The sequence below is a fragment of the Candidatus Krumholzibacteriia bacterium genome, from assembly GCA_035268685.1.
Lineage (GTDB): Bacteria > Krumholzibacteriota > Krumholzibacteriia > JAJRXK01 > JAJRXK01 > JAJRXK01.
In genome coordinates, this window is sequence record DATFKK010000180.1 from 39,272 (window position 1) to 65,006 (window position 25,735).

The window sequence follows — 25,735 nt, forward strand, 5'->3', positions numbered from 1 at the left end:
GATGAAGGCCGAGCGCCCACGTGCCGATGCCGGGTTCACCCTGACCGAGCTCCTGGTCGGTTTGACGCTGTCCTCGGTCGCCGCCGCGATCGTCTTCAACGTGTTCTTCTCCACCCAGAACAGCTTCTACGACACGCGCCAGGCGGTCGACAGCCAGGCCGAGGCCCGGGTGGCTCTCGGCCTGATGACCCAGGACATCCGGGGAGCCGGAGCCAGCCCGGCGGAGCTGCCGTTCGAGCGCATCGCGGTGGCCGAGTCGGACACGATCCGTGTGCTCTCCGATCTGGACGGCAACGGGATGATCGACGTCGGGGCGGAGCCGCCGGAGGACGTCACCTGGTACTGGAACCGCGACGACGAGGAGCTCGTGCGTCGGACCGCGACCGGCGAGTTCCCCATTGCACGCGACATCACCTTCTTCGGGATGAACTATCTCGACGCCAACGGCGACGAACTCGACACCTTTCCCCTCGATCGTGATGATCGATCGGCGGTTCGTGCCGTGCAGCTGTTCGTGAACGTGCGCATCGACGACGGCGTCGAGCGCGATCGCTTCGTGACCATCCTACTCCGCAACGACGATCCCGGAGTCTGACCCCCGTGGAGGAGAGCGCCCGATGACCACGCGAATGCACCGCGAGGACCGAGGGTTCAGCCTCGTCGCCACGATGCTCGCGCTGAGCCTGCTGGCCCTGTTCGGCATGATCGCAGCGAGCATCGCCGTGAACGAGCGACGGACGACCTTCAACGACCTCGTCCACAACAACTCTCTCATGGCCGCGGACTCGGGGACGGAGGCGGCCTCGGCCTGGCTCCTGACCCTCGACCGCTCGCCGAAGGATCTCGGCGCGGGAGACTACGTGGTCAGGGCGGAGAACGCCGGCGGCTTCGTGAACCACTCGGGCCAGTCCTTCGGATTCACCGTGCAGCACATGGAGGATCCGGTGAATCCCGGTCGACGGTGGGTCCGGCCCCGTCCCGGATACAGTGTCGGCGGTTACCAGGATCACATCTACCAGGTGGACGCCGACGGCGAAGCCGGGGTCGAGGGTCGTGGTTCGGTGAGCGTCATCGCCCATCGTCTGTTCCGGTCCAGTTACTAGGAGGTGCCCATGAGAACCCGTCACACCCTGGTCGTCCTCCTGGTCCTCGTCGCTGCTTCGGCGGTGGAGGTCGACCGTGCCCGCGCAGTTGGTTGCGACATTCCGATGATCGCCCAGCAGATCGCCGTGGCCCCGAACGTCATGATCCTCGTCGACAATTCGGGTTCGATGAACGAGGTCATGTGGCACGAGGACTACGACGCGAGTGTCGTGTACGCCGACAACTTCAACCCGACCACGATGTACTACGTCAGCAGCGATGGTTGGTACAACTTCAACGGGAATTCGGTCTATCTCGTCGACGGCCTCCATGGTCACGACGGGCGGTACATGGGCAACTACCTGAACTGGCTGTTCTACCACGCGACCGACGACCAGAGGGACGAGGCTCCACGCGTGACCCGTCAGATGGTCGCGAACACCGCGGTCAAACAGGTGATCAATGCGGCGAGCGGACTGCGGTACGGGATCGCCCGGTTCAACTACACCGACGGGGGCCGGATCGAGGCCGAGTGCGGTGCTGACCTTGCGACCCTCGAGCACGAGGTCGACACCATGGCGGCCGACTCGTGGACGCCGTCGGCCGAGGCGCTCCTCTCGGTCATGGAGTACTTCCAGGATTCGTCCGGGCCGATCCGCTTCGAGTGCCAGAAGAACTTCGTGATCTTCGTGACCGACGGAATTCCGACCAAGGACACGGACATTCCTGCCTTCATCGGCGACCAGGACGGCGACGGCAACGAGCCCGGCACCTGTGCCTCGGTCGGGGCGCCCCACATGGGCAACGCCGACTGCACGGACTACCTGGACGACGTGGCGTACTACATGGCCAACAACGACATGCGTTCCGACCTCGAGGGCGAGCAGGTCGTCAACACCTACACGATTGGATTCGGTGTCGATGCTCCGTTGCTCGCCGACACCGCCGACAACGGCGACGGGCTGTATCGCCTGGCCTGGAACCTGGACACCTTGATCCAGGAGCTCGGGACCGTCGTCGGCGACATCGTCAATCGGATCTCGTCGGGTGCGGCGGTGGCCGTGGTGTCGACGGAGACCGGAACCGACGATCGTCTGTACCGGGGCAAGTTCCTGCCCGGGCAGTGGCACGGCTATCTCGAGGCCTTCGACCTTCCCTACGACGATGGTGACGAACCCGTATGGGAGGCCGGCCGCCTGCTGCGCGACCGGCCGTCGCACTCGCGCATCCTGTTCACGCAGTTCGACGACACCCTCGTGGAGTTCTCCACCGGTATCGGCGGGGACCTGGGCCACTTCATCGCACCCGACGGACCCGGGACGGGATGGGATCGCGAGGACGGTTACGGAGTCGACACCGACGCCGACTTCGACTCGGACGATCGCACCTACGGTCCGAACTACGATCAGGGATACGTGGACGAGGTGATCGAGTACGTCCGCGGCGAGGACGTCTCGGGTCTTCGTGACCGCAACGACTGGAAGCTCGGCGACCTCGTCTATTCGACGCCGGTCGTCGTGGGACCTCCCGTCGGCTTCGACTCGGATCTCGACTACCACTCCTTCGCGTCGGACAACGAGGGCCGCACCCCGGTGGTGTACGTGGGGGCCAACGACGGAATGCTGCACGCCTTCCACGCCGAGACCGGCGAGGAGATGTGGGCCTTCCTCCCGCAGGCCACCCTGCACAAGCTGGAGCAGCTCGCGGATCCGTCCTACTGCCATCAGTCCTACGTGGATCTCAGTCCGCGCGCCTACGACGTCTACGTCGGGGGTCACTGGCGGACCGTCCTCCTGGGCGGGCAGCGCACGGGCGGCGACAGCTACTTCGCCCTCGACGTGACGCAGCCGTGGGCTCCCGACGTGCTGTGGGAGACCCGGATCCCGAGTATGCGGTCGTCGTTCACCGAGCCGGTGCTCGTACACACGAACGAGGGGCCCGTGCTGTGGGCCGGCAGCGGCCCCGACACGGGTGGCGCTGCCCGGTTCTCGGTGGTCGAACTCGCCACCGGCGACGTGCTCTGGGACGCGCAGCTCAGCTCGATCGGTTCGACGAACGCGGCGACGGCGCCGGCGGCCTTCGACGCGGACTTCGACGGCTACGCCGACGTCGTCTACCAGGGCGACATGGCGGGCAATCTGTGGCGCTTCGACATCTCGCAGGCGGGATCGTGGAGTCGTTCGAAGATCTACGCCGGTAACGAGCCCATCTCGGCGCGGCCGATCGTGGTGATCGACGAGGAACAGACCGTGAACGTGATGTTCGGGACGGGGCGATTCGTCGAGGTCGCGGACTTCGCGACCACGGGCTCGCAGCGTTTCGTGGCGCTGAAGGACGACGGTTCCGGATCCACGCTCACCCCGTCCTCGCTCGAGGACCGCACGAACGACGTCGGCGATGCCGAGATCACGGACGGCTGGTACCTGTGGCTGGAGAACGGCACCGGCGAGCGCGTGACCGAACCCGCGGTCGCGCTCGAGGGCGTGGTCTACTTCACCAGCTTCGCGCCGAGCACCGAGCCCTGCGACGCCGGCGGGAACAGCTGGCTGTACCGCGTCGACATGCGCGGTGGGGAGCCGATCGACGAGGACGAGGACGGGGACATCGACGACGAGTCGCGGTCCGAGAGTCTGGGCACCGGCGTCGCCTCCCGTCCGGTCGTCAATCTGGCCGGCGAGGAACTGATCGTCCAGACCAGCGACGCCCGCCTGACCATCGAGGAACTCTCGGCCGCGCCGCAGAAGGTGATGGTCCGAGCCTGGCGCGAGCGCTACGACGCCGCGCTCCAGCCACAAGCCGGAGGGGAAGACTGATGAACAGTCGCATGCTACGCGTCACCGCGATCGGATTCGCGGCGCTCGTTCTGGCCCTGCCCTTCGACGCGTCGGCCCAGGGCCGCCGGCCGGAGGAGGGCGAGCGGTCGTCGGTGCAGAAGCTGCAGCGCGAACGCAAGACGCCCCGGGTGGACGCGGTGCGCCTGCAGGGCGAGGTGCAGCACACCCGTGGGGGCTACACCCTGGACGGCCAGGAACTCGTCTTCACCTCCCGGACCAGCTTCTTTCCGGGCGTGAGCGATCGCAGCCGGAGCCTGGAGCCCTCGAGTCTGCGCAACCGGACGGCGACGGTCTACGGTCGTCGTACGGCGCGCGGGGTCGAGGTGACCCTCATGATCCTCACCGGAGAGGAGCCGCGGGTCGACACGAGGCTCGACCTGGACTCGTTGCTCGACGAGCCACGGCCCGACCCCGAGCAGTTCAAGATCCCGAGTCCCGACCAGCCCGGATTCGGAGAACTGACCGAGGACGCCCCGAGCTAGGCGCTCGGGGACGCGTCCTGGCCGCTCCCGCTTCCCGCGGCCAGGGCGCGCAGGTCCGAACCGCTCGGTTCCTGGAAGACGCGCAGGTCGAAGAGCGGAGTCACCGCGATCACGTGATCGAAGATGTCGGCCTGGATCGCTTCGTAGTTCGCCCACGCCTGATCGCGACTGAACACGTAGATCTCGATGGGCAACCCTTGCGGAGTGGGGGCGAGCTGCCGCACGAGGAAGGTGAGTTGCGGATGCACCATGGGGTGCTCCCGCAGGTAGTGCTCCAGGTAGGCACGGAAGGTTCCCACGTTGGTCATGCGACGACCGTTGGCCGGACTGCTCTCGTCGATCCCGTGCTCGCGATTGTAGGTGCGGATCTCCTCCATCTTCTGATCGAGGTACTCACGCAGGAACTGGACGCGCCGCATCTGCTCCATGAGGGCCTCGTCGACGAAACGCACGCTCGACATGTCGATGTGGATCGCGCGCTTGATCCGCCGACCCCCCGACTCGTGCATGCCCCGCCAGTTCTTGAAGGTGTCGGTGAGCAACGAGTAGGTGGGGATCGAAGAGATCGTCTTGTCCCAGTTCTGCACGCTGACGGTGGTCAGTGAGACGTCGGTCACGTCACCGTCGGCGCCGTACTTCGGCACGCTGATCCAGTCGCCCTTGCGCACCATGTTGTTGCTGATGAGCTGGATACCCGCAGCGAGCCCGAGGATGGGATCGCGGAAGATCAGCAGGAGTACGGCGGTGAAGGCGCCGAGTCCGGACAGGAGGACCGCGGGCGACTTGCCGATCAGCATGGCGACGGCGCTGATGATCAGCGCGAACACCACCAGGCCCTTGACCACCTGGACGAAGGGTTTGATCGGCACGCGGCGCGAGAGCTGGGTCCGACCGTAGATGTCCAGGATCGCGTCGAGAGCTGCGCTGATGGCGAAGACCGCGACCAACCCCATGTACAGCAGGGACACCGTCTCGACCACGTCGACGACGACCGGGTAGGCTCCGAAGGCGGCCGGAGCGACGATGTTGACGAAGAGCGCGGGCACGAGTCGCGAGATCCAGTGGAACACGCGTCGATCGAAGAAGGAGTCGTCCCAGGTCCCGCGCGTCTTCTTCACCACGCGCTCGATTCCGCGCAGGATCAGTCGCCGCGCGATGCGGTCGACGAAGACCGCGACCAGGATCACGACCGCGGCCGCGATCGAGGTCGCGACGATCGGCACGTAGGCCGGGTCGAGCCCGCGGGCGCCGAGCCAGTCGGCGAGCAGTTCCATCATCGCTCAGGGTCCTCTTCGGGAGCGCCGGGGCGCTGTTGTTCGTGGCCCGGGCAGATCCGCACCGGGAGCTGGGGATAGCGGGGGAAGGCCGGATCGGACAGGGCCCGCTCGCAGAGCACGAACTCGGAGCCGCGGCCGCTCACGATGCGTCGACGGTGAACACAGGTGGCGCACAGTCCGGGCTCGACCGCCGCGTTCAACGCGACGTGTCCTGCAGCGTCTCGATCGCCCACTCGATCATGTCCTCGGTGTCCTCGACCTCGCCGTGCAGCTCCCGCAGGGCGGGAACGACCGCCGGATCGCCCACGTCGTCGACGAGGAATTCCACCACGCGGTCGAGGGCGTGGGCCTCGCGGAAACCGTGGGCCTCACGTCGCACGGTGTCCAGCATGGCCTGCACGGCCCGTTCGGGGTCGATCGCGTGCAGTCGTTCGGCCGCCAGCAACCGGACCTCGAGGCCCTCGTCCTCGACGTGGGCGGTGGTCAGCTCCCGGGTGCGTTCGGGGTCACGGTCCAGCAGGAGCCGCAGAGCCTCGAGGCGCACGCCGTCGGCGCGGTCGTCGAGTGCGTCCTCGAGCAGATCGGTCACGCGCGGGTCGTCGATCGGTTCGAGTGCCTCGATCAGCAGCACGCGCAGCGGGCCCTGCACGTCTCGGCGGTAGAGTGCGATCCAGTCGTCGAGATCCCTGGCGACCGCCGTGGGATCGATCTCTCCGGCCCGCAGGGCCTTGCGTACGGCGTCGACGCGCCGCGGTCCGGGGAGGTTCCGGACGTCGGCCGGACGCAGCGGTGTCGGACGCGGTGCGGAGCCATTGGCCTGCACGGAGTCTCCTGGGGCTGGGGGGCACCGAGATCAGGGGTCCGGCGGAGCATAGCGGCAGCCACGGAGCGCGGCCAGCGGTTCAGGTGTCGTCGCGGTCGTCGTCCTCGCGGGCTCTTCGCCTTGCACGCCGACGAGAGAAGGAGGCGATCAGGCCGCCGGCGAGCGTCCCTCCGATCAGCAGGACCGCGACGATCCGCCGCCCGGTGACGTATTCCGACGCCCGCCGGTCGAGTTCCTCGGGCGGGGGCGCCTGCTTGTAGTCCTCGGCCCCGGCCGCGGGTCCAGCGGCCCCCACGATCAGGAGCAGCAACCCGGCCACCACGGCGGCCGGAACTGCACGTCGACCGATACGCATCGCCGCCCCCCGCCGAAGGTCAGGCGCGGGCGCGCCCGGCGACCGTGCTCGAGAGCTTGTCGACGGCGCGCAGCACCGAGGCGTCGGCCCCCAGGCGCTCGACGTGATCGAGTGGGACGAAGCGCACGGCATCGACGCCGTCGCCGGCCGCGACGCCGCAGTGTCCCGCGACGAAGGCGAAGCGGAGGTCGAGGTGCAGGTGGGCGGGCTCGTCGGCACGAGGGGGGATCTCGTGCACGTCGACGTCGAGCAGGCCGTGTCGGATGGGGGCGAGCCGGTCGAGGCCGGTCTCCTCGAGCACCTCTCGCCGCGCGGCGGCGAGAGGATCGGTGTCGCCGGCCTCGACGTGTCCACCCGGTTGCAGCCAGCGCCGAAGCTTCGAGTGGTGGACGAGGAGCAGCGAGTCCTGGGCCGGCGACAGGACGAAGGCGCTGGCCGTGAAGTGTCCGGGATCGAACCAGGAGCGCGTGCAGACGGCGTCGCCCCGTCCGAGGGCCCGTCGCATGGTGTCGAGGTGACGGGCCTCGAGGTCGTCGGCGGGCACGTGATCGTCGATCAGGCCGCGGATGGAATCGAGCACGGAGGCCTCCTCGTGGAATGATGCGGCATCTTGGCGAGGATCGGCGGACTCGTAAAGCCCGGAAGTCGCAGAGGGACCCAGTCGGTGCCGACTAGGCGTGGAACTTCTTGAACTTCACGCGGTGCGGGCGGTCGGCCTCGTCGCCGAGTTCTTCCTTCCGCACCTTCTCGTAGTCCTGGAAGTTGCCCTCGAACAGCCGGACCCGGCTGTCGCCCTCGAAGGCCAGAATGTGCGTGGCGATGCGGTCGAGGAACCAGCGATCATGGCTGATGCACACGACGCAGCCCGCGAAGTTCTCGAGCGCGTTCTCGAGAGCGCGCAGGGTGTCGACGTCCAGGTCGTTGGTGGGCTCGTCGAGCAGCAGGACGTTGCCGCCGGTCTGCAGCATCTTGGCGAGCTGCAGCCGGTTGCGCTCCCCGCCCGACAGCTTGCCGACCTTCTTCTGCTGGTCGTTGCCCTTGAAGCCGAAGCTGGCCACGTAGGCCCGACTCTTCAGCTTGCGATCGCCGAGCTGGATCTCGTCCTGCCCACCGCTGATCTCCTCCCACACCGTCTTCTCGGGGTCGAGACTCTCGCGGCTCTGGTCGACGTAGGCCAATTCCACGGTGTCGCCCAGCTGCAGGCGGCCGTCGTCGGGCTGCTCCTGGCCCACGATCATACGGAACAGGGTGGTCTTGCCCACGCCGTTGGCGCCGATCACGCCGATGATCGCGTTGGGCGGGATCTTCATGTCGAGGCCGTCGATCAGCAGGCGGTCGTCGTAGCCCTTGGCCAGGTTCTCGGCGTCGATCACGACGTCGCCCAGGCGCGGCCCGGTGGGGATGTGGATCTCGATCTTCTGCCGCGGCCCGCCGCCTCGCTGTTCGTCGAGCATCTCCTGGTAGCGGCGGATGCGCGCCTTGCTCTTGGTCTGCCGCGCTTTCGGCGTCATGCGGATCCACTCGAGCTCCTGCGCGAGCGTCCGCTGGCGGGCCGACTGTTCCTTCTCTTCTGCGTCGAGGCGGGCGAGTTTCTGGTCGAGCCAGCTCGAGTAGTTGCCCTGCCACGGGTAGTACTTGCCGCGGTCGAGCTCGAGGATCCAGCCGGTGACGTTGTCGAGGAAGTAGCGGTCGTGCGTGACCACCAGGACCATGCCCGCGTAGTCCCGCAGGTAGCCCTCCAGCCACGCCACGGACTCGGCGTCGAGGTGGTTGGTGGGCTCGTCGAGCAGCAGGATGTCGGGCTTCTCGAGCAGCAGCCGGCACAGGGCCACGCGACGGCGCTCACCACCGGACAGCTTGCCCACTTCGGCGTCGGCCGGCGGCAGGCGGAGCGAGTCCATGGCGACCTCGACCGTACGGTCGATGTTCCAGGCGTCGACGGCGTCGATCCTGTCCTGCAGCTCGCCCTGTTCGGCGAGCAGCTCGTTCATCTCGTCGTCGGCCATGGGCTCGGCGAACTTCGCACTGATCTCTTCGAAGCGCTCGAGCAGGGCCTTGATCGGCGCCACGCCGTCCATCACGTTGCCGAGCACGTCCTTCGACTCGTCCAGTTCGGGCTCCTGTGCGAGGAAGCCCACGCTCTGGCTCTCGTCGCGGATCATCTCGCCCTGGTACTCGGTGTCGATGCCGGCCATGATCCTCAGGAGTGTCGACTTGCCCGCGCCGTTGTGGCCGATGATCCCGATCTTGGCACCGGGCAGGAAACTCAGGCTGATGCCGTCGAGGATCACCTTGTCGGGCGGGGCGATCTTCCGCAGATCGTGCAGCGTGTAGACGTACTGTTGCGCCAAGACTCGACTCCTGTCGTGTTCGGGAAGGCGAGGCAGCAGTGTAGGGACAAGCCCCGGGGGCGGCAATCGGAGGCCGTCCTACGCGCCCGAGGCGGCGCCTCCGGCGCGATCCGTGCGGTCGGCGGTCGAGGATCGTTCGACCAGCCAGTCCGCGCAGGTCTGCAGCACGTCGGGATCGCGCAGGATCTGACGGTGTCCCAGGCCCTCGGTTCGTAGCGTGTCGACCGTGCCGTTCCAGGCCCGGATCCACCGTTCGGCGTGCTCGGGGGGCGTGTCGTGGTCGTCGCGGTCGTAGACGATCAGGGCCGGCACCGGCCGATCCGGTGGTAGGTGCTCCGCACTGATCTCGGGCCAGCGCACGTCGTGCATCCGCTCGAAGTGGCGGATCATGCCGGTGTGCGCGCGCATGCCGAAGCCCATGGCACGGGCGAACAGCTCGGAATAGACCGCGAGTTCAGCGGGAGGGCACAGCAGGACGGCCTGCTCGACCTCGCGCCGAGCCAGCGCGCGGGCGGTCACCATGGCGCCCATGCTGTGTCCGATCATGGCGTGGACGTCGCCGAGGTGATCCACCCAGTCGGTCGCGTCGGCGACCATGTCCACGAAGGACGACTTGCGACCGCCGCTGGACCCGTGGCCGCGCGCGTCCAGCGCCACCGCGGTGAAGCCGGCACCGACGAGCGGATCGACGAGGGCGGTCATCTGCGCCGCGTTGCCGCTCCAGCCGTGGTGGAGGAGCACGACCGGGCCACGCCCCCAGGCGTGGGCGACCAGACGGCGCTGCGCCGACGGCAGTTCCAGTCGACGGGCGCGGCCCAGGATCTCGCGCTCGGCGGGCCGCAGGCGCCGCGGACGCGTGCGGCAGAAGAGATCGGCCGCCAGGCGTGCCGCCACCGGCGGGGCCACGGTGCTCAGCGTCCGGCACGCGGCGCGGACCGCACGCGGGGCCATGTGCTGGGGCTTCGGACGAGGGGACGTCAGGGCAGGCCTCCCGGACCGGGATCACCGTCCACGGCGGGCGATCCACCCGGCCAGGATGCGAACTCCCGAGCGGATCCGCAGGTGTGGAATCGAGATCGCGGGGATCAGCGTTCGCCCGTCGAGGGCGCCCACGGCCAGGGGCCACGTGTCTCGACGACGTCGCCGTTGCGCAGCACCTCGATCGACCACCAGCGCAGGTCGGGGTGGGCGCTCGCGTCCACGACCACGGAGTCGTCGGGGGTCGTCAGGCGGTCGAGTTCCTCGAGCCGTGCGTCGAGCAGCACGACGACGTAGCGCTCGGCGTCGGCGACCGCCTCCCAGCCGGCACGCACGCGGTCGTCGGGCAGGGTCTCGAGCCGGCCGGTCGTCGCCTCGGTCTCCGCGCCCCGCAGGACCCCGCTCACCTCCGGTTCGGGTTGGCGGAGGCCGTCGGCCATCAGCCAGGCGCCGCCGACCACCAGGGCCAGGGCGGCGGCCAGTGCCGGGATGCGTGGAATCGGCCGCGCTCGCGGGCGGGGAGTGGACCGGGGGGTGCGCCGCGCCGCCGCCATCTCCTGCTGCAGCCCGGCCGCCAGCCGGGCGCGGGCCGTGGCGGCCTCGGGACCCTCGACGGCACCGGTGCGCTCGAATTCCTCGGCCAGCCGGGCGAGCGCCCGGTTCGCCGGATCCCGCTCCCACTCCACGCGGACGGGATCCTCGGGATCGCGGGCCAGCATGGCCGCGAGTTCCTCGTCGCGTCGGTCGTCGCTCATGTCCGCTCTCCGTTCACGAGATCCCGTCCCGCCGTTCCAGTGCCGCGCGCAGCTTCCGCCGGGCCTTCTGCAGCAGCGCGCGGGCCCCGCTGCGGTTGTCCAGGCCGAGGATCACGGTGATCTCCTCGACCGGGACGCGCTCGAAGCAACGCAGGGCCAGGGCCTGCTGCTCGTCGGGCTCGAGCACCTCGGCGATCAGCCGTCGCAGGGCGGCTTCGTCCTGGCGCTCGACCAGTTCCTCGTCGATGCCCCGCTGCGGATCGACCACCTCGTCGAGATCGGCCTCCGGGTCGCGTACCAGGCTCACCGGTCGCAGCGCGCTCAGGCATCGATTGCGCACGATCACGAACAGCCACGACGTGAACTTCGATCGCCGCTCGAAGCGCTCGAGGTGGCGCCAGGCCTGGATCTGCGCCTCCTGGGCCACGTCGAGCGCGCGTTCGGGATCGCGCAGCATGCGACGACACCACGCGTGGATGCGGTCTGCGTGACGGCCGAAGAGCTCGGCGGCCGCGGCCTCGCCGCGGGGCGTTCCCCGCTCGGCGACGGCCAGGGCCACCAGGTCCTCGTCCTGGAGTTCGCTCGGCGAGCGCGGTCGGTCGTCGTTCATGGGATGGGACGCGGGCAGCGAAGGGTCGTCACAGGAGAAAGGGGCGGATCACGAGGGCGAACCCGTCGGGTCACGCGATCGAACACAGACGGTCGCGTGGGATCGAGAGAGTGCAACGTCACCATCGTATCGTAAACTCTTCGACCATGTGGATCCTGCTCGCGACCTTGTTGTGGACCGCCGTGGCTGCTCCGGCGGCGAGCGCCCGGGCGCCGCTCGACGAGCGCATCGGGGCGCTGTTCGACGCCACGGCAGACCTGCTGCAGGACGGACGCGCCGACTCGGTGCTGGCCGAGGTCGACGGGCTCGTGTCCGAGGCCACGGCGGCACGTGATCCGGTGGCTCTGATCGCACTGCAGACGCACCGGGGCCGGACACTGGCGCGGACGAGTCGCTTCGCCCGGGCCGAGGCGGCCCTCCGCGAGGCCCTGGCCACGGCCGAGGCCCACGGCGACTCGACCCGGCTCCTGGAGCCCCTGTACCGGATCATCCTCGCCATCGACGCCCAGGGGCGGCCATCGCGGGTGGTGCCCTGGATGCAACGCCTGCTGGACCGCGCGACCGGACTGGGCGACGCACCGTACGAGGCCCGGGTCCGGACGCTCCTCGCGCGTCGTGCCATGCGGGAGGGTCGGACGGACGAGGCCCAGGCGCACCTGGCACGGGCCGCGGAGATCTTCTCCGCCGACCGGGAGCTCGCGGCCGATCTGCCCAGCGTGCTGTTGCTCCAGGGTCTGGCCCACGCGAACGGCGGAGATCTGGACGCCGCGCGTCGTTCCTGGCGGGCTTGCGCCGATTCGAGCCGAGCACTCGACCTGTGGTTCATGGAGGCGAACGCACTCACCAACCTGGGGATCCTCGAAGGGATGGTGGGCGACCCCGCCGCGGCGGCACGGGTGCTCGAGCGCGCACACGAAGCGCTGCGCGAGGGCGGTCGTCTGCGCGCGGCCGTGACGCCGGCGATCACGTCGGCACGCGCTCTGTCGTCCCTGGGCCGGTACGACCGCGCCGTCGCACGCCTGGACACGGCGCTGCACGACGCGCGCGAAGCAGGGCTCGTCGATCTGGAGGCCTCGGTCCGGCGAACGCTCGCCGACGTGCACGCCGAGCGCGGAGCCCGCGGGGCCGCGGTCGTCGAGGCGAGGGCGGGTCTGCGCGCGGCCGAGGAGCACGACAGCGACGAGGATCGGCTCCGGTCCGCCGCCACGCTCGCACGCCATCTCGCCGCACGCGACAGTATCCGCGCCGCTCTGACGATCCTCGATGGCGCACCATCGCCCGACGGGGGCAGCATCGGGGCGATCCAGGCCCTCGGTGTGCGTAGGCTCCGCTGCGAGCTGCAGCTCCGGGTCGGGGCGAGCGAGAATGTACTCGGCGACATCCGGTCCAGCCGGGCGGCGGTGGACTCCCTCGGCCTGCAGAGCGAACGGGTTCCGTTGGCCGTCCTGGAGGTCGAGGCCCTGCTCACGCTCGGTCGCCGCGACGAGGCGGCGACCGTGGTGCGGGAGGCGATCGGACTCTGGGAGCAACGAAGGCTCGTGACCACCGATCCGCAGTGGCGGGAGGTGATCGGGCGGTGGAGTCCACGCCTGGCCGAGGCCGCTCTGCGGAGTCGGATCGGTGTCGCGGGGGAGGCGGAGGAGAGCTGGACGGTGCTCCAGCGGCTGCGCACGCGAACGCTCCTCGAGCGCATGGCAGGACCGCGGGCCGACGACTCGATGCTCGCCGGTCACGGCATCGAGCGGATTCCAGCGCTCGACGATCTGCGGGCGCACCTCGGCGACCGGGTCTGGATCGAGGTCTTCTGGGGCGAGCGCGCGGTCTGGGTGTGGACGCTCGATGCGACGTCGGTTCGCGTGCGGCGTCTGGACGATCCCGAAGGACTGCGTGCGCGCGTCGAGCGCCTGGGACGGCTGGCGCAGGGGACCGGCCACGCCGTCGACCCGGCCCTCGTCCTCGACGTCGGACGTACGCTCGGGCGGGAATTGTTCGGCGCGGACGTGGACGGCCCCGCGTGGATGGTGGCCGACGGTCCGCTCCTCCGCCTGCCGCCGTCGCTGCTGCGCGCCGGTCGCACGGGACTGGTTCCGTCGGCGGCGGTCCTCGTGGGGCGCGCGGAGGCCGGGCCGTCGGGTGTCGGCGCATCGCTGTTGGCCCTGGCCGGTGAGCGCGACGGCGACGGCACGCTCCTGGAAGCAGTCGGTGACGAGATCGCATTCCTCACGACACGCGCCGGCGCACGCAGGGGCGGACGCACCGAACTCGAAGCGCTCGACGAGGTCGGTGTCCTGCACGTGGCTGCCCATGCCGCGATCGACGACCAGGCTCCGTGGCGCTCGGGTGTGCTCCTTCGCGAGGGACGCACCGAGCACTGGTGGCGGGCCGAGTCGATCGCCACCACCGCGGCGCCCGTCGATCTCGTGGTGCTCTCCGCCTGTCGCGGTGCCGATGGTCGTGTGATCGACGGCGAGGGCATGGTCGGATTGACCCAGGCTTTCCTCGTGGCGGGGGCACGGGCGGTGGTCGCCACCGCGTGGCCCGTCGACGACGGCGTGTCGGCCGCCTTCACCCGTGCCTTCTACGCGGGGCTCGACCAAGGGCTCTCGGTCGGCGCCGCCGTCGAGGATGCGGTCGCGCGACTGCGCGAACATCCGGCGACGTCGCATCCGCGCCACTGGGCGCCGTGGACGGTGTACGGGGACGCCTCGGTCCGCCCCCCGGTGTCGCTGGCAACGCCGGTGCCGACCCGGACGCTGCTCGGTGTCCTGCTGCTCGCCGCCGGTCTCGTGTTCCTGCTGCGGATCGCGCGCCGCTGACGCGCAACGACGAACGGCCGGACCCACCGGGTCCGGCCGTCGACACACCGTCGGTGTGATGCTCTCGGAACCTACTCGGCGCCCATGTGCGGGTACCGATAGTCCGTGGGCGGGACGAAGGTCTCCTTGATCGCGCGCGGCGACACCCAGCGCATGAGGTTGAGCGGGCTGCCGGCCTTGTCGTTGGTCCCGCTCGCGCGGCCGCCGCCGAAGGGCTGCTGACCCACGACCGAGCCGGTCGGCTTGTCGTTGATGTAGAAGTTGCCCGCCGTGTGGCGCAGCCGGTTCGTGAGGTCGGTGATGACCTCGCGATCGCGCGCGAAGATCGCGCCGGTCAGCCCGTAGTCGCTGGCCTTGTCGCAGGCCTCGACCGTCTTGTCGAGATCGGCGTCGTCGTACTTGTACACCGTCAGCACGGGGCCGAAGATCTCCTCGACCATCAGCTTGGTGTCGGGACGGTCGGCCTCGACCACGGTCGGCTCGACGAAGTAGCCCTTGCTGTCGTCGTACTCGCCGCCGGCGACGATGCGGTGCTCGCTGTCCTTCTTCGCGAACTCGATGTACTCGACGTGATCGGCGAAGGCGTTCTTGTCGATCACCGCGCCCATGAAGTTGCGGAAGTCGAGCGGGCTGCCCATGTCGATGTCCTTGACCGTCGCCACGACCTTCTCCATGACGTCGTCGTAGAGCGACGCGGGGATGAACACGCGGCTGGCGGCGGAGCACTTCTGGCCCTGGTACTCGAAGGCGCCGCGGACCATGGCCGTGGCGAGCTCGTCGACGTTGGCCGTGTTGTGCGCGAAGATGAAGTCCTTGCCACCCGTCTCGCCGACGATGCGCGGGTAGTACTTGTACTTCTTGATGTTGTTGCCGATGGTCTGCCACATGCCCTTGAAGACCTCGGTCGAGCCGGTGAAGTGCACGCCGGCGAGCAACTCGCTGTCCATGGCCGGGCGGCCGACGTCGCCACCGCTGCCGGGCACGAAGTTGATCACTCCGGGCGGCAGACCGGCTTCCTCGAGGATCTCCATGACGTAGTGGGCCGAGAGAACGGCCGTCGACGCCGGCTTCCACAGCACCACGTTGCCCATCATCGCCGGCGAGGTCGGCAGGTTGCCGGCGATCGCCGTGAAGTTGAAGGGCGTGACCGCGAACACGAAGCCTTCGAGCGGACGGTGCTCGAGGTAGTTCCACATGCCGGGCGAGCTCTCGGGCTGCTCGCTGTAGATCTGCTCCATGCCGCCGACGTTGAAGCGCAGGAAGTCGATCAGCTCGCACGCGGCGTCGATCTCGGCCTGCTGAATGGTCTTGCCCTGGTTCAGCATCGTGGCGCCGTTGACGACGTCGCGGTAGGGGCCGGCGAGCAGGTCGGCGGCCTTCAGGAACACCGACGCCCGCTGCTCCCACGGGATCTCGCTCCAGGTCCTGTAGGCCTCCTGCGAGGCCTCGATCGCCATCTGGACTTCCTTCGGGCCCGCCTTGTGGTAGGTGGCGAGCACGTGACCGTGGTCGTGCGGGCAGACGCAGGTGGCGGTGTTGCCGGTCTTGACCTCCTCGCCACCGATGCGCAGCGGGATCTCGATCTGCTGCCCCATCATCTCGTCCAGCGTGGCCTTCAGCGACTCACGCTCGGACGTTCCGGGGGCATAGAACCGGACCGGTTCGTTCTCGGGCAGCGGGGGGTGGACAATTCCGTTCGGCATGATCACGATCCTCCGGGATCAGTAGACGGGGATGGCGAACCCGAGAATCAGCTCGAAGTTCGGCGCGTCGTCGTCGAGGCCCAGTGCGATGGCGCCTCGGAGGTGCCCGCCGGGCGGGAGTTCGTAGTCCAGTCCGCCGGTCAGACGGGCCAGGTCGGTGGCGGTGGACAGGTCGAGTTCGGCGATCACTGCCAGCTCCTCGGTCAGCGGCACGATGGTGCCGCCTCCGAGGAACAGGCCGAGTTCGCGATCGTCGCCGACCTCGACGCTCTCGAGGCCGGCGTTGCCGATCAACGTGAGATTGCCGTCGACGTCGGTGCGCAGGGCACCGAAGCCGCGGAAGTCGAAGTTCCCGCCGCCGACGTCCTCGCTGCCGACGGGCAGCGTGAACTCGGCTCCCACGGCAGCATCGAACTCCGCCTGCAGCGGCAGGCGGTAGCGGGCGTAGGCTCCGAGGTCGCGCAGTCCGGTCTCGCCGTCACCGAAGTCGGGGTCGATCGAGGCGAAGCCCCAGCGACCGCCGGCCTCGAGATCGTCGTTCGCCCAGACCGCGGCGCGAGCGCCGGCGATCAACACGTTGCCCGAGTCGAAGTCCTGGAACCGCAGTTCGGGCTCGACGTCGATGCCGCGGGTGAAGGTGGCGTCGGTGACCCACGCCTGGAAGGGGCGGACGTCGCCGAGATCACTCGTCGACGTGTAGGCGGCGCTGGTCCTTTCCTGGGCCGCCGCGGGCGCGGCGACGACCACGGCCAGGCCGAGCAGCAGCGCGCTGCGAATCGGAAGACGGGGCACGGATACCCTCCTCGGGGGACGATTCGGCGGGCGGGGCGCGCAGAGCGGCCGTAGCCTACGGCATGGCCTCGGGGCCCGCAAGGCGCCCCACACGGCTTCGATACGCCCGCGTCGTGCTTTTCTTCCCTCGCCCCGGAGGTCTTCCGTGATCCTGCGTCTCTTCCTCTTCCTGCTCGCCGTGTCGACGACCACGTCGACCGCGGCCGATCGCCTCACGCTGGAGTCGATCTTCCTCGAGGGGGCTCACGACGGTCCCGACCGCCCGTCCGTCCAGTGGATCGACGACGGACGGGCTCTGGTCCGGAGCGATTCCGAGGACGGCAGTCTCGTGTCGACGCGCATCGAGGCGAGCAACGGTGAGGAGCGCGCGTGGCTGCGCGTCGATCCCTGGGTCGATCCGGTCCACGGTGAGGTCGAGGCCGCGAGCGCGGAAGTGGCACCCGGCGAACGCCACGTGCTCCTGCGAACCCGGACCGAAGCACGCTGGCGGCGCTCGACCTTCGCCGACCACTGGGTGCTGGACCGCGAGACGGGCGAGCGGTTCCGGTTGAGTTCCGAAGGCCAGGAACTCCACGCGGCCTTCTCGCCCGACGGCGCACGCGTCGGTTTCGTGGTGGGCTCACAGTTGCGCCTGCTCGACCTCGGCTCGCGCGAGGTCGCGACCATCGGTCCGGTGCACGACGCTCAGGTCACACACGGGGATCCCGACTGGGTCTACGAGGAGGAGTTCGACTTCTCCGAGGCATGGTGGTGGTCGCCCGACTCCGAGCACGTCGCGCTCCTGCGTTTCGACCGCGCCGGTGTGTCCCGGTTCCCCATGGTCGTGACCGGGGACGGACCCATGCCCCGCCACGAGCCCTTCGACTACCCGAAGGCCGGCTCGCGCAACAGCCGGGTCTCGCTGCTGCTGCATCCCTGGGCCGACACCGACGCGCAGCGCGTGATCGCCACCGTCGACACCGACCAGGGCTACCTCGTGCGTGCCGACTTCACACCCGACGGTCGCACGCTGACCTACCAGATCCTCGATCGCGACCAACGCGGGCTGCGCCTCTTCGCCCTGGACCTCACCGACACGGATGCGATGCCGCGTCTCGTGCTCGAGGAGACGGCCGAGGCGTGGGTCGAGGTCGACCGCGACCTGCACCTGCTCGACGACGGAAGCTTCCTGTGGACCAGCCGCCGTAGCGGGTTCCGGCACGTTTGGCGCGGCCGTCTCGATGGGGGTGCGTTGGAGCCGCTGACGCAGGGCGACTTCGATGTCCACTCCATCGCCGGGGCGAACACCGACCACGCGATCCTGCTGACCCAGCGGACACGGCCCGTCGACCGCAACCTCGAACGTCTCGACCTCGACGACGCACGGCTGACGCGTCTGAGCGGTGAGCGCGGTTGGAGTTCCGCGAAGGTCGCACCCGACGCCGAAGCAGTGGTCCACACCTGGTCGACCGCGGACCAGCGGCCGCAGGTCGAGCTGATCGACCCGCGCGGCCGTCGACTGGCGTCGCTGCACGAGGACACCATGGAGGACCTGGCGGACCTCGATCCCGTGGAGTTCGAGATGCAGACCATCGAGGTCGAAGGAGCGCCGGAGATGTGGGGACGCATCACGCGGCGCGGCGACTTCGACCCGGCGCAGGAGCACCCGGTGTTGATCTACGTGTACGGCGGACCGGGTGCCCAGGCGGCACGTGACCGCTGGGGAGGATCGAGGAGCCTGTTCCATCGCATGCTCGTCGAGCGCGGCTGGGTGGTGGTCACCGCCGACGGTCGGGGCAGTGCAGGTCGCGGTGTCGAGTACGAGACCGCGACCTACCTGCAGCTCGGAACGCACGAGATCGACGATCAGGTGCGCCTGGTCGACTGGCTGCGCGCGCAGGAGTGGGTCGATCCCGACGCGTTGGCGATCCATGGCAGTAGCTACGGGGGCTACGCCAGCATCGGGGCCGCGATCCGGGCCGAGGGTCGACTCGCCGCCGCCATCGCCGCCGCGCCGGTCACCGACTGGCGCTTCTACGACACGGGCTACACCGAGCGCTACATGCTCACGCCCGGTCTCAACCCCGAGGGCTACGAACAGGGTTCGTGGTTGCACCAGGTCGACGACCTCGAAGTTGCACTGTTGTTGTTGCACGGCACCGGAGACGACAACGTGCACGACCAGAACACGCATCGGCTGGTCTCGGCCCTGGTGGAGGCACACAAGACCTTCGATCTGATGATCTATCCGGACAAGAACCATGCGCTCCCGGGTGAGGCCACGCGTTACGACGTCTACCGCCGTCATGCCGAACACCTCGACCGGCACGTCGCACCGGTGGGCGATGTGGAGGGCTCGCCCGAGTGACCCTGCGGTCCTCCACACTCGGTTCTCCGGAGTGCGCCGAGCGGGCCCCCGGCCCGGAGCCGGGCCCCGCCTCGGGCCTCGGAGGCGTGTCGCGCACGGGACGCCCTTGCCCTCGTGGCGCCCGGCGCATAGGGTGCCCGATGGGAACCGAGCGGCACGTGGCGTGTATGCTGGCGGTCATCGGTCCCCAACGGCCTTCCTCCCGATCCGATCGAACGCAGGAGGTCGAACCCCCATGTCGTCCACGACGCGCCCTTTGGCCGTCCGGAGTCCGCAGCCGTCCCGATTCGCCACCGAAGTCCGCATTTCGTCGGAACCGGGTGTGCGAGAACTCCCAGGAGAGGCGGTGACCGTGCCCGACTACACCGCCCACCCCTTCCTCGATCCCGATCTGTTCCGCCGCGATCGCTACGCACTGCGCTACTTCCAGAGGCTGTTCCGCGATTCCCTTCGCAACGACTGGCAGTACTCACGCCTGCTGAATCGTCTCCTGCACCCGATGGGCGACGAATCCGCGCTCGAAGTCGACGAGCGCGTGCTGGCCAGCTACTTCGACGACGCCTCGCGCTACGTCTCCGAGTTGTCGGACCTCGTCGCGCCCGACGACCGTCAGCGCTACGAACCACTGCCCGAAGTGGCCGAGTGCAACGATCTGCGCGAACTCGGCGAGTTGTTGTTCGCCCGTGACCACGCCGATCCGGGGCGCGCCCGACGTGTCCGGTTCGAGGCCCAGCGCAAGCTGTACCTCACCAAGCTGCTCATCCAGATCGAGCACACCCGCGTGGTGCAGGACGGGCCGCGCCACCGGCGTTACCTGATCGAACTGCTCGACCGCGAGCTGTGGGCCTTCGCCACCGACGCGCGCGACGAGGTCGCCGCCTACGCCCTGGACCCGGAACAGGACGTCTCGCGCAACGGCGATGATCTCGAGTCGTGGAACTTCCGGGTGCGGCGCGTGCAGCGCGCGATCCCGGGCGGCGAGATCGACGTCGACGTCTATCACTTCGACACCCGCTTCAAGCGCGAGAGCGCCGGCTACGACTACAGCCCCGGCGGGACGGAGTACCGCGTGGCCGAGCGTACCCGCTACGCCCAGATGAAACGCAACCGCTCGGCGTCGATCCTCTCGAAGATGCTGCGCAAGGGGATCAACGACCCCAACTCGATCACCGACATGCTCGGCGCGAAGTTCATCGTGGCCACCGAGCGCGACGTCCAGCGGCTCGCCGAGCTGCTGCACCACGTGCTCGGGGGGATCTTCCTGTTCCGCAACCAGGTCGACCTGTTCCGCCGGCCCGAGGACCACGGAATGCTGAACCGGTTCAGTGCCCCGGACTTCAAGACCTTCAAGGAAGACGTGGACATCCTGTACCGTCCCGCCGAACAGGAGAACGGCCGGGCCTACTTGTTCAGCGTGGAGCTGCAGATCTTCACCGTGGAGAGTTTCCTGCAGACGGTCCACAGTCGCGCCTACACCTCGCACCGCGAGTACAAGCGGCGCCAGTTCCTTCAGGGCGTGATGCCCTACGTGTTTCCGGCCAGTCTGTACGGCGCTCCCTCGCCTTCGCAGGAGCGCGGATCCCTCGACGGAGAAGCTGCCTGATGCCCATTCGATTCCAGGACGAAACCCGGCGCGGAGTGCGCGTGGTCCACCTCAGCGGGTCGTGGACTGCCGGCCCCGACGACGATCCCCTGCGCGCACAGTACCGACAGTGGATCGAGAACGGCGAGCGTGTCTTCGTCATGGACCTGTCGGCTCTCGATCTCCTGAACTCGATCGGTCTGGGCAAGCTGGTGAGCTACTACACGTCTTTGGCCCGTGAAGGCGGCCGGGTGGCCCTCGCCGGGCTGACCGAACGCAACCGGCGTGCGGCCTACATCGCCCGTATCCTTGACCTGTTCGAGGAGTTCGAGGACGTCGACACGGCGGTGGACGCCGTCGCGCCGGCGGAGAACTGAACCTGCACCGTCCCGCGTCCCGGAGCGAGACCATGAACTACGGCTACACCCGTGAAGTCGATCATCCCTTCGACCGCGCCGTCGAGCGTGTGACCGAAGAACTCGGCAAGGAGGGCTTCGGCGTGCTGACGTCGATCGACGTCAAGGACACGCTCAAGAAGAAGCTCGACGAGGATCGCCGGCCCTACGTGATCCTCGGCGCGTGCAATCCGCACTTCGCCCATCAGGCCCTGCAGATGGAAGAGGATCTCGGGCTGTTGCTCCCGTGCAACGCGGTGGTCTACGAGAACGAGAAGGGCCACACCGTGATCGGCGCGATCGACACCCACGCCATGCTCGGACTCGTGGGCAACGACGCACTCGACCCGGTGGCCGACGAGGTCAACGCGAGGCTGCGGCGCGCGATCGACGCCGTCTGAACGACACCGGCCGGTCAGCCGCTGCGGGGGCGGACCACACCGAGCACGGTCGTGTAGCCGTGCACGTAGGTGTTGCCCCCGACCGGCCCGATCTCTCCATTGGCGAAGAACCCGGCCACGGGCATGGGTCCGAGTGCTTCGTGCACCGAGGACACGTCGTGGTTCGCGGTCCCGAAGAGGTTGCGGCCCCGGCCGAGGCAGCTGAACTGCAGGACGGCGGCGGGTTCGGTGTCGGGTCGGCCGCCGACATAGCGCTGCAGGAGCAGGTCGAGATCGGCGGCCGCGGTCCGTCCGTCGCGCACGTGGAACTGCACCGTCTGGCCCTGCCGCAGCTCCGATCCGACCGCGATCACGCCCGATTCCCGGTGCATGCCCAGGATGTTCCGCACCAGGAAGTCGCCGCGGCCCATCTCCTCGCGCATCTCGTCGACGACCAGGCCCAGGTGCAGGGCGTGTCGGGCGAGCTGCCGTTCGTCGTCGTCGAGAGTGGTGAAGACCTCCTGCAGGACCTCCGTCGGCGGACGCTCGTCGAGTGCCTGCAACAACTGGCCTTCGCACTCGGTGATCCGGGCCGGCGCGCCGATCGGCCGGCAACCCTGGGCCACGATCGGGTCCACCCGGACGTTGCCCCACACGGCGAGCACCGTCGCCCCCTCGCGTTCGATGCCCTCGTCGGTGAACAGGGCGGTCGCGCCCGGTCCGCTCGCACCGCTGGCCAGCCCCCCGACGACTCGCGACGCGGGGTAGGCGTAGTCCAGGCCCTGCAGCAGCTGTTGGTGGTCGATCGTGAAGGGATCGCACAGCACCACGAAGTCGGGGTGGAGCTGGGGGTCCACACCGAAGAGGTCACGCCACGGAGCGGGGCTCCCGTCGAGGGGTGGCAGGTCGTCGGTGCCGACCGACGTGCACCGCATGTCCACGCCGGGCAGGTTGGCGGCGAGCAGGACGATCCCCGGACGGTCCTCGAGCTCCAGGTGGGAGCCGATGACCGCGGCGGCCGAGCATCCGAGGATCGAGGGGCCCGGACCGAAGCCGTCACGGAGACGATCCACGACGCGCCCGAGATCGAACAGGTGCTGTTCGCTGGCGTGGACGAAGAGGAGATCCACCGGGTCGCCGTTCATCCCCTGGCGGACGTCGTCGACCACGGCGTCGAGCGCGTGGTCGATGTCCTTCGTGTCACTGATGGCACTGACCCAACGCACGGTGGTCCTCCCCTTCGCGGTTCCCGGCGTCGCCAGGCCGGGACGCGGTCCCTAGCTTGTCGGCGCCGCATTCCCACGTGACGCGCCCGACGATGCGCCGCATCCTCGGCCGATCCGGGACACGGCGCATCTCGGTCCCCGGCACTGTAGGACCATCGATGGTTCGATTCCAGCAGAGCACACGATGATCATCCCACCTCGCCGTCTCCTGCTCGCGCCGCTCCTGCTGCTCGTCGCCTGCGGCGGCTCGCCCGACCGCGGCGCCCCTCGTTCCGGCGTCCCGGAGCGCGTCGTGTTGTTCGGGCCGAATCTCACGCAGACCGCCCTGCGGCTGGGCCACGCCGACCGGATCGCCGCGATCACCGACTACTGCCACTGGACGCACCCCTCGGCCGAACCCCCGCGGATCGGGGGTGCGCTGGATCCGGACCTCGAGACCATCGCACGGATCGACCCCGACCTCCTCGTACTGCAGGGACGGAGCGAGAGACTGCGCTCCTTCGCGGCCGATCAGGGTTTCGCGGTGGCCGACGTCGAGATGGACGACGACGTGTCGTCCATCCTGCGGGGCGTGGTGGCGATCGATTCCCTGCTCGGAGGCGGAGAGGCCGTCCGCGGCCACGCCCTGGTCGACACCCTTCGGGCCGAACTCGCCGCGCTGCGTGGGCCGCGGAGCACCGGCGGCCCGACCGTCCTTCCCGTCGTCTCGCGGGACCCCGACACCGTGCGCAGCGTCCTGACCGCGGGAGACGGAACGTTCCTGCACGAGCTGCTGCTGCACGTGGGTGCACGAGCCTGGACGGAGGGACGGGGGCGTGGCTACTTCGACGTGTCGTTGGAGGAGCTGGTGGCCGATCCGCCCGACCTCGTGCTCGAGATCGCCGCCGCCGGGGCCCCGACCGACCCACGCCGTTGGCGTGAACCCTGGTTCGAGCTGCTCGGCGATGGCGTGGTCGTGCGCCGCCTCGAGACGCCGACCGCCCTGATTCCGGGGCCGGGCATCGTGCGCACCGCGCGCGCCCTCGCCGAGGCGACGTCCGGGATCGAAGCCGCGGAGGGTCCGCGGTGAGCGGGACCGAAGGTCTGCGGATCGACGCAGTGGGCTTCGGCTACGAGGCCCAGGTCCCCGTGCTGACCGGGGTCGACCTCACCGTCGCGCCCGGAGATCTCGTCGTGCTGGTGGGAGCGAACGGAAGTGGCAAGAGCACCCTGCTGCGTCTGGCGGCGGGCCTGCGCGATCCGGACCAGGGAACGGTGACGCTCGACGGACAGGACGTGGCCGCACTCGATCCGCGCGCGCGCGCGCGGGCCATCGCCTTCCTGCCGCAGGACGTCCAGCCCGTGCACCGCTTGACCGCGCGCGAGGTCATCGAGCTCGGTCGGCATCCGCACCGATCGGTGGCGTGGTCGTCGGCCGGACCGACCGACCGGGCCGCCGTGGACGAGGCCATCGCCGTCTGCGACGTGGTCGAGCTGCAGACCCGTGCCTTCGACACGCTCAGCGGTGGGGAGCGGCAGCGGGTGTCGATCGCGGCCGCGATCGCCCAGAGCGGGCGCGTTCTCGTGCTGGACGAACCGACCGCGGCGCTGGACCTGCCCCACCAGGTGTCGGTCTTCGAATTGCTGCACGCCCGCGCGCGCGCGGGGCTCGCGGTGCTGATCGCGACGCACGACCTGAACCTCGCGGCGTCCTTCGGCGATCGGGTGGTGGCCCTGCACCAGGGACGGGTCCTGGCCGGCGGAAGCCCGGGCGACGTGATCCGGCCCGAGGTGCTGGGGCCGGTCCTCGGTCCCAGCAGCTGGATCGGTCCCCATCCCGCGACCGGGGGGCCCTGCGTGCTGCCCCGGGCGGGCGGCGAGGCCCGATGACCGTGGCTCGTCCGACCTCCGGCCGGTTCCGCTCGCGCGGACGCGCGCTCGCCGCCCTGGCCCTGTTGGCGGTGGCCGTTCTCGCGGCGGCCCCGTGGTGGGGGCGGGTTCCGATCGACCCCCTGAAGGGACTGGCCGAGTGGTGGGCCGGAGATCCCGGCACCGACGGGCGTGTCGTCGCGCTGCGCCTGCCGCGCATCGTGGCCGGATTCGTGGCCGGCGCCACGCTGGCCGCGGCGGGGGCGAGCTTCCAGACCTTGCTGCGCAACGCCCTGGCCACGCCGTACACACTGGGGGTCTCGTTCGCCGGGGCCTTCGGCGCCTTCCTCGCCCTGAGCGTTCCGGCGTTCTCGCTGACCGTGGGGCCGCTGTCGACGATCACCGTCTTCGCACTTGCCTTCTCCCTGGTGAACGTGCTCACGCTGGAACGTTTCGCGCGGCGGGCTTCGGGACTCGGGGCGCACGAGCTGCTGCTGGCCGGCGTCACGCTGAACTTCGTGTTCGGCGCGGCGATCCTGTTGGTGCGTTTCCTGTCGGATCCGCTGCGGCTGCGCGCCATGGACCGGTGGATGATGGGCGGGCTGCAGATCGGGTCCTGGGACGAACTCGCGGCGCTGCCGTTGCTGGTGGTCCCGGCGCTGTTGGTGATCCTGCGAGCGGCACCGGCTCTCGATCAGCTCGCTCTGGGCGAGGAGCTGGCTGCGGCCCGCGGCGTGGATGTGGCACGGACCCAACGTCGCGTTCTGGTGGCCGGCTCGCTGGCGACCGCCGCCGTGGTGGCGGTCACGGGCCCGATCGGCTTCGTCGGTCTCTTGGCGCCGCACGCCGTGCGCGCGCTCCTCGGCGCCGGACATCGCGCATTGATCCCCGGGAGCATGTTGCTCGGCGGTACCTTCCTCGTGGTGGCCGACGGTGTCGCGCGGTCGATCACCCTTCTCGGCCGGGGCAGCGAGCTGCCGGTGGGAGTCCTCACGGCGCTGCTCGGAGGGCCGGCCTTCCTCGTGCTCCTGCTGCGCCAGCGCACCCGGCCCTGAACGCGCGGTGGCCGAGCGGAGGCCCCGGGACTAGGTTCGACGC

Annotated in this window: 24 protein-coding genes; 12 read left to right on the forward strand and 12 right to left on the reverse strand. The window is 69.4% G+C overall.

Annotation, left to right across the window (positions count from 1 at the left end; all coding sequences use genetic code 11):
* Position 1 precedes the first annotated feature (1 nt).
* The 4 genes from VKA86_17440 to VKA86_17455 are packed head-to-tail and all read left to right on the forward strand — an operon-like array spanning position 2 to position 4,399.
* Positions 2-595, forward strand: a complete 594-nt coding sequence (locus tag VKA86_17440) for a prepilin-type N-terminal cleavage/methylation domain-containing protein (protein HKK72988.1) — start codon at positions 2-4, stop codon at positions 593-595.
* 22 nt (positions 596-617) lie between these two features.
* Entirely contained in the window at positions 618-1,103 is a 486-nt protein-coding gene (locus VKA86_17445; GenBank protein ID HKK72989.1) for a hypothetical protein, read from the forward strand.
* 9 nt (positions 1,104-1,112) lie between these two features.
* Positions 1,113-3,896 (forward strand): PilC/PilY family type IV pilus protein, encoded by a 2,784-nt coding sequence (locus tag VKA86_17450; GenBank protein HKK72990.1) that lies wholly within the window; start codon positions 1,113-1,115, stop codon positions 3,894-3,896.
* Positions 3,896-4,399: a hypothetical protein gene (locus tag VKA86_17455; GenBank protein ID HKK72991.1), complete on the forward strand. Its 504-nt coding sequence runs from the start codon at positions 3,896-3,898 to the stop codon at positions 4,397-4,399. The genes VKA86_17450 and VKA86_17455 overlap by 1 nt, the downstream gene beginning before the upstream one ends.
* Here VKA86_17455 and VKA86_17460 read toward each other — a convergent pair.
* The 9 genes from VKA86_17460 to VKA86_17500 all read right to left on the reverse strand — a co-directional run bounded on the left by VKA86_17460 (position 4,396) and on the right by VKA86_17500 (position 11,548).
* Positions 4,396-5,676, reverse strand: a complete 1,281-nt coding sequence (locus VKA86_17460) for a mechanosensitive ion channel domain-containing protein (protein ID HKK72992.1) — start codon at positions 5,674-5,676, stop codon at positions 4,396-4,398. The genes VKA86_17455 and VKA86_17460 overlap by 4 nt on opposite strands.
* Entirely contained in the window at positions 5,673-5,876 is a 204-nt protein-coding gene (locus VKA86_17465) for a hypothetical protein (GenBank protein HKK72993.1), read from the reverse strand. The genes VKA86_17460 and VKA86_17465 overlap by 4 nt, the downstream gene beginning before the upstream one ends.
* The gene (locus VKA86_17470) at positions 5,873-6,499 is read right to left on the reverse strand and encodes a hypothetical protein (protein ID HKK72994.1); all 627 of its coding nucleotides are present in this window, start codon (positions 6,497-6,499) and stop codon (positions 5,873-5,875) included. Before VKA86_17470 ends, VKA86_17465 begins: the two co-directional genes overlap by 4 nt.
* A gap of 79 nt (positions 6,500-6,578) precedes the next feature.
* On the reverse strand, positions 6,579-6,854 hold the full coding sequence (locus VKA86_17475) for a hypothetical protein (GenBank protein ID HKK72995.1): 276 nt from the start codon (positions 6,852-6,854) through the stop codon (positions 6,579-6,581).
* A 19-nt stretch (positions 6,855-6,873) separates the two neighbouring features.
* A complete protein-coding gene (locus VKA86_17480; protein HKK72996.1) occupies positions 6,874-7,434 on the reverse strand; it encodes an NUDIX hydrolase in 561 nt (186 codons plus the stop codon).
* Between the two features lie 91 nt (positions 7,435-7,525).
* Positions 7,526-9,205 carry an energy-dependent translational throttle protein EttA gene (gene ettA / locus VKA86_17485; protein ID HKK72997.1) on the reverse strand — a complete coding sequence of 560 codons (1,680 nt, stop codon included), beginning with the start codon at positions 9,203-9,205 and terminating at the stop codon, positions 7,526-7,528.
* Between the two features lie 78 nt (positions 9,206-9,283).
* Positions 9,284-10,156, reverse strand: coding sequence for an alpha/beta fold hydrolase (locus VKA86_17490; GenBank protein HKK72998.1), 873 nt, complete (start codon positions 10,154-10,156; stop codon positions 9,284-9,286).
* 134 nt (positions 10,157-10,290) lie between these two features.
* A complete protein-coding gene (locus VKA86_17495) occupies positions 10,291-10,938 on the reverse strand; it encodes a hypothetical protein (GenBank protein HKK72999.1) in 648 nt (215 codons plus the stop codon).
* 13 nt (positions 10,939-10,951) lie between these two features.
* On the reverse strand, positions 10,952-11,548 hold the full coding sequence (locus VKA86_17500) for a sigma-70 family RNA polymerase sigma factor (protein ID HKK73000.1): 597 nt from the start codon (positions 11,546-11,548) through the stop codon (positions 10,952-10,954).
* A 146-nt stretch (positions 11,549-11,694) separates the two neighbouring features.
* Here VKA86_17500 and VKA86_17505 point away from each other — a divergent pair, with 146 nt between their 5' ends.
* Entirely contained in the window at positions 11,695-14,364 is a 2,670-nt protein-coding gene (locus VKA86_17505; GenBank protein HKK73001.1) for a CHAT domain-containing protein, read from the forward strand.
* Positions 14,365-14,435: 71 nt separating this feature from the next.
* Here the strand turns inward: VKA86_17505 and pruA are convergent, their stop codons facing one another.
* Complete coding sequence (gene pruA, locus VKA86_17510) at positions 14,436-16,067, reverse strand: L-glutamate gamma-semialdehyde dehydrogenase (GenBank protein ID HKK73002.1); 1,632 nt, start codon at positions 16,065-16,067, stop codon at positions 14,436-14,438.
* A gap of 18 nt (positions 16,068-16,085) precedes the next feature.
* A complete protein-coding gene (locus tag VKA86_17515) occupies positions 16,086-16,859 on the reverse strand; it encodes a hypothetical protein (GenBank protein ID HKK73003.1) in 774 nt (257 codons plus the stop codon).
* A gap of 145 nt (positions 16,860-17,004) precedes the next feature.
* On the opposite strand from VKA86_17515, the gene VKA86_17520 reads away from it, so the two are divergent.
* From VKA86_17520 to VKA86_17535, 4 genes are all read left to right on the forward strand, one after another.
* Positions 17,005-19,206, forward strand: coding sequence for a DPP IV N-terminal domain-containing protein (locus VKA86_17520; GenBank protein HKK73004.1), 2,202 nt, complete (start codon positions 17,005-17,007; stop codon positions 19,204-19,206).
* A 352-nt stretch (positions 19,207-19,558) separates the two neighbouring features.
* Positions 19,559-20,809 (forward strand): hypothetical protein, encoded by a 1,251-nt coding sequence (locus tag VKA86_17525; protein ID HKK73005.1) that lies wholly within the window; start codon positions 19,559-19,561, stop codon positions 20,807-20,809.
* Positions 20,809-21,165: an STAS domain-containing protein gene (locus tag VKA86_17530; protein HKK73006.1), complete on the forward strand. Its 357-nt coding sequence runs from the start codon at positions 20,809-20,811 to the stop codon at positions 21,163-21,165. Before VKA86_17525 ends, VKA86_17530 begins: the two co-directional genes overlap by 1 nt.
* Positions 21,166-21,197: 32 nt before the next feature.
* The gene (locus VKA86_17535) at positions 21,198-21,584 is read left to right on the forward strand and encodes a DUF302 domain-containing protein (protein HKK73007.1); all 387 of its coding nucleotides are present in this window, start codon (positions 21,198-21,200) and stop codon (positions 21,582-21,584) included.
* A 14-nt stretch (positions 21,585-21,598) separates the two neighbouring features.
* On the opposite strand, the gene VKA86_17540 is transcribed toward VKA86_17535, so the two are convergent.
* Positions 21,599-22,789, reverse strand: coding sequence for an FIST N-terminal domain-containing protein (locus VKA86_17540; protein HKK73008.1), 1,191 nt, complete (start codon positions 22,787-22,789; stop codon positions 21,599-21,601).
* Between the two features lie 184 nt (positions 22,790-22,973).
* On the opposite strand from VKA86_17540, the gene VKA86_17545 reads away from it, so the two are divergent.
* The 3 genes from VKA86_17545 to VKA86_17555 are packed head-to-tail and all read left to right on the forward strand — an operon-like array spanning position 22,974 to position 25,692.
* A complete protein-coding gene (locus VKA86_17545) occupies positions 22,974-23,858 on the forward strand; it encodes a helical backbone metal receptor (GenBank protein HKK73009.1) in 885 nt (294 codons plus the stop codon).
* Positions 23,855-24,658, forward strand: a complete 804-nt coding sequence (locus VKA86_17550; protein HKK73010.1) for an ABC transporter ATP-binding protein — start codon at positions 23,855-23,857, stop codon at positions 24,656-24,658. Before VKA86_17545 ends, VKA86_17550 begins: the two co-directional genes overlap by 4 nt.
* Before the next feature lie 2 nt (positions 24,659-24,660).
* Positions 24,661-25,692, forward strand: a complete 1,032-nt coding sequence (locus VKA86_17555; GenBank protein HKK73011.1) for an iron ABC transporter permease — start codon at positions 24,661-24,663, stop codon at positions 25,690-25,692.
* Positions 25,693-25,735 lie beyond the last annotated feature (43 nt).

Coding starts and splice junctions, on each gene's coding strand:
- VKA86_17440 (HKK72988.1), top strand. CDS start 2: ATGAAGGCCGAGCGCCCACGTGCCGATGCCGGGTTCACCCTGACCGAG.
- VKA86_17445 (HKK72989.1), top strand. CDS start 618: ATGACCACGCGAATGCACCGCGAGGACCGAGGGTTCAGCCTCGTCGCC.
- VKA86_17450 (HKK72990.1), top strand. CDS start 1,113: ATGAGAACCCGTCACACCCTGGTCGTCCTCCTGGTCCTCGTCGCTGCT.
- VKA86_17455 (HKK72991.1), top strand. CDS start 3,896: ATGAACAGTCGCATGCTACGCGTCACCGCGATCGGATTCGCGGCGCTC.
- VKA86_17460 (HKK72992.1), bottom strand. CDS start 5,676: ATGATGGAACTGCTCGCCGACTGGCTCGGCGCCCGCGGGCTCGACCCG.
- VKA86_17475 (HKK72995.1), bottom strand. CDS start 6,854: ATGCGTATCGGTCGACGTGCAGTTCCGGCCGCCGTGGTGGCCGGGTTG.
- VKA86_17490 (HKK72998.1), bottom strand. CDS start 10,156: ATGGCCCCGCGTGCGGTCCGCGCCGCGTGCCGGACGCTGAGCACCGTG.
- VKA86_17495 (HKK72999.1), bottom strand. CDS start 10,938: ATGAGCGACGACCGACGCGACGAGGAACTCGCGGCCATGCTGGCCCGC.
- VKA86_17500 (HKK73000.1), bottom strand. CDS start 11,548: ATGAACGACGACCGACCGCGCTCGCCGAGCGAACTCCAGGACGAGGAC.
- VKA86_17505 (HKK73001.1), top strand. CDS start 11,695: ATGTGGATCCTGCTCGCGACCTTGTTGTGGACCGCCGTGGCTGCTCCG.
- pruA (HKK73002.1), bottom strand. CDS start 16,067: ATGCCGAACGGAATTGTCCACCCCCCGCTGCCCGAGAACGAACCGGTC.
- VKA86_17530 (HKK73006.1), top strand. CDS start 20,809: ATGCCCATTCGATTCCAGGACGAAACCCGGCGCGGAGTGCGCGTGGTC.
- VKA86_17535 (HKK73007.1), top strand. CDS start 21,198: ATGAACTACGGCTACACCCGTGAAGTCGATCATCCCTTCGACCGCGCC.
- VKA86_17545 (HKK73009.1), top strand. CDS start 22,974: ATGATCATCCCACCTCGCCGTCTCCTGCTCGCGCCGCTCCTGCTGCTC.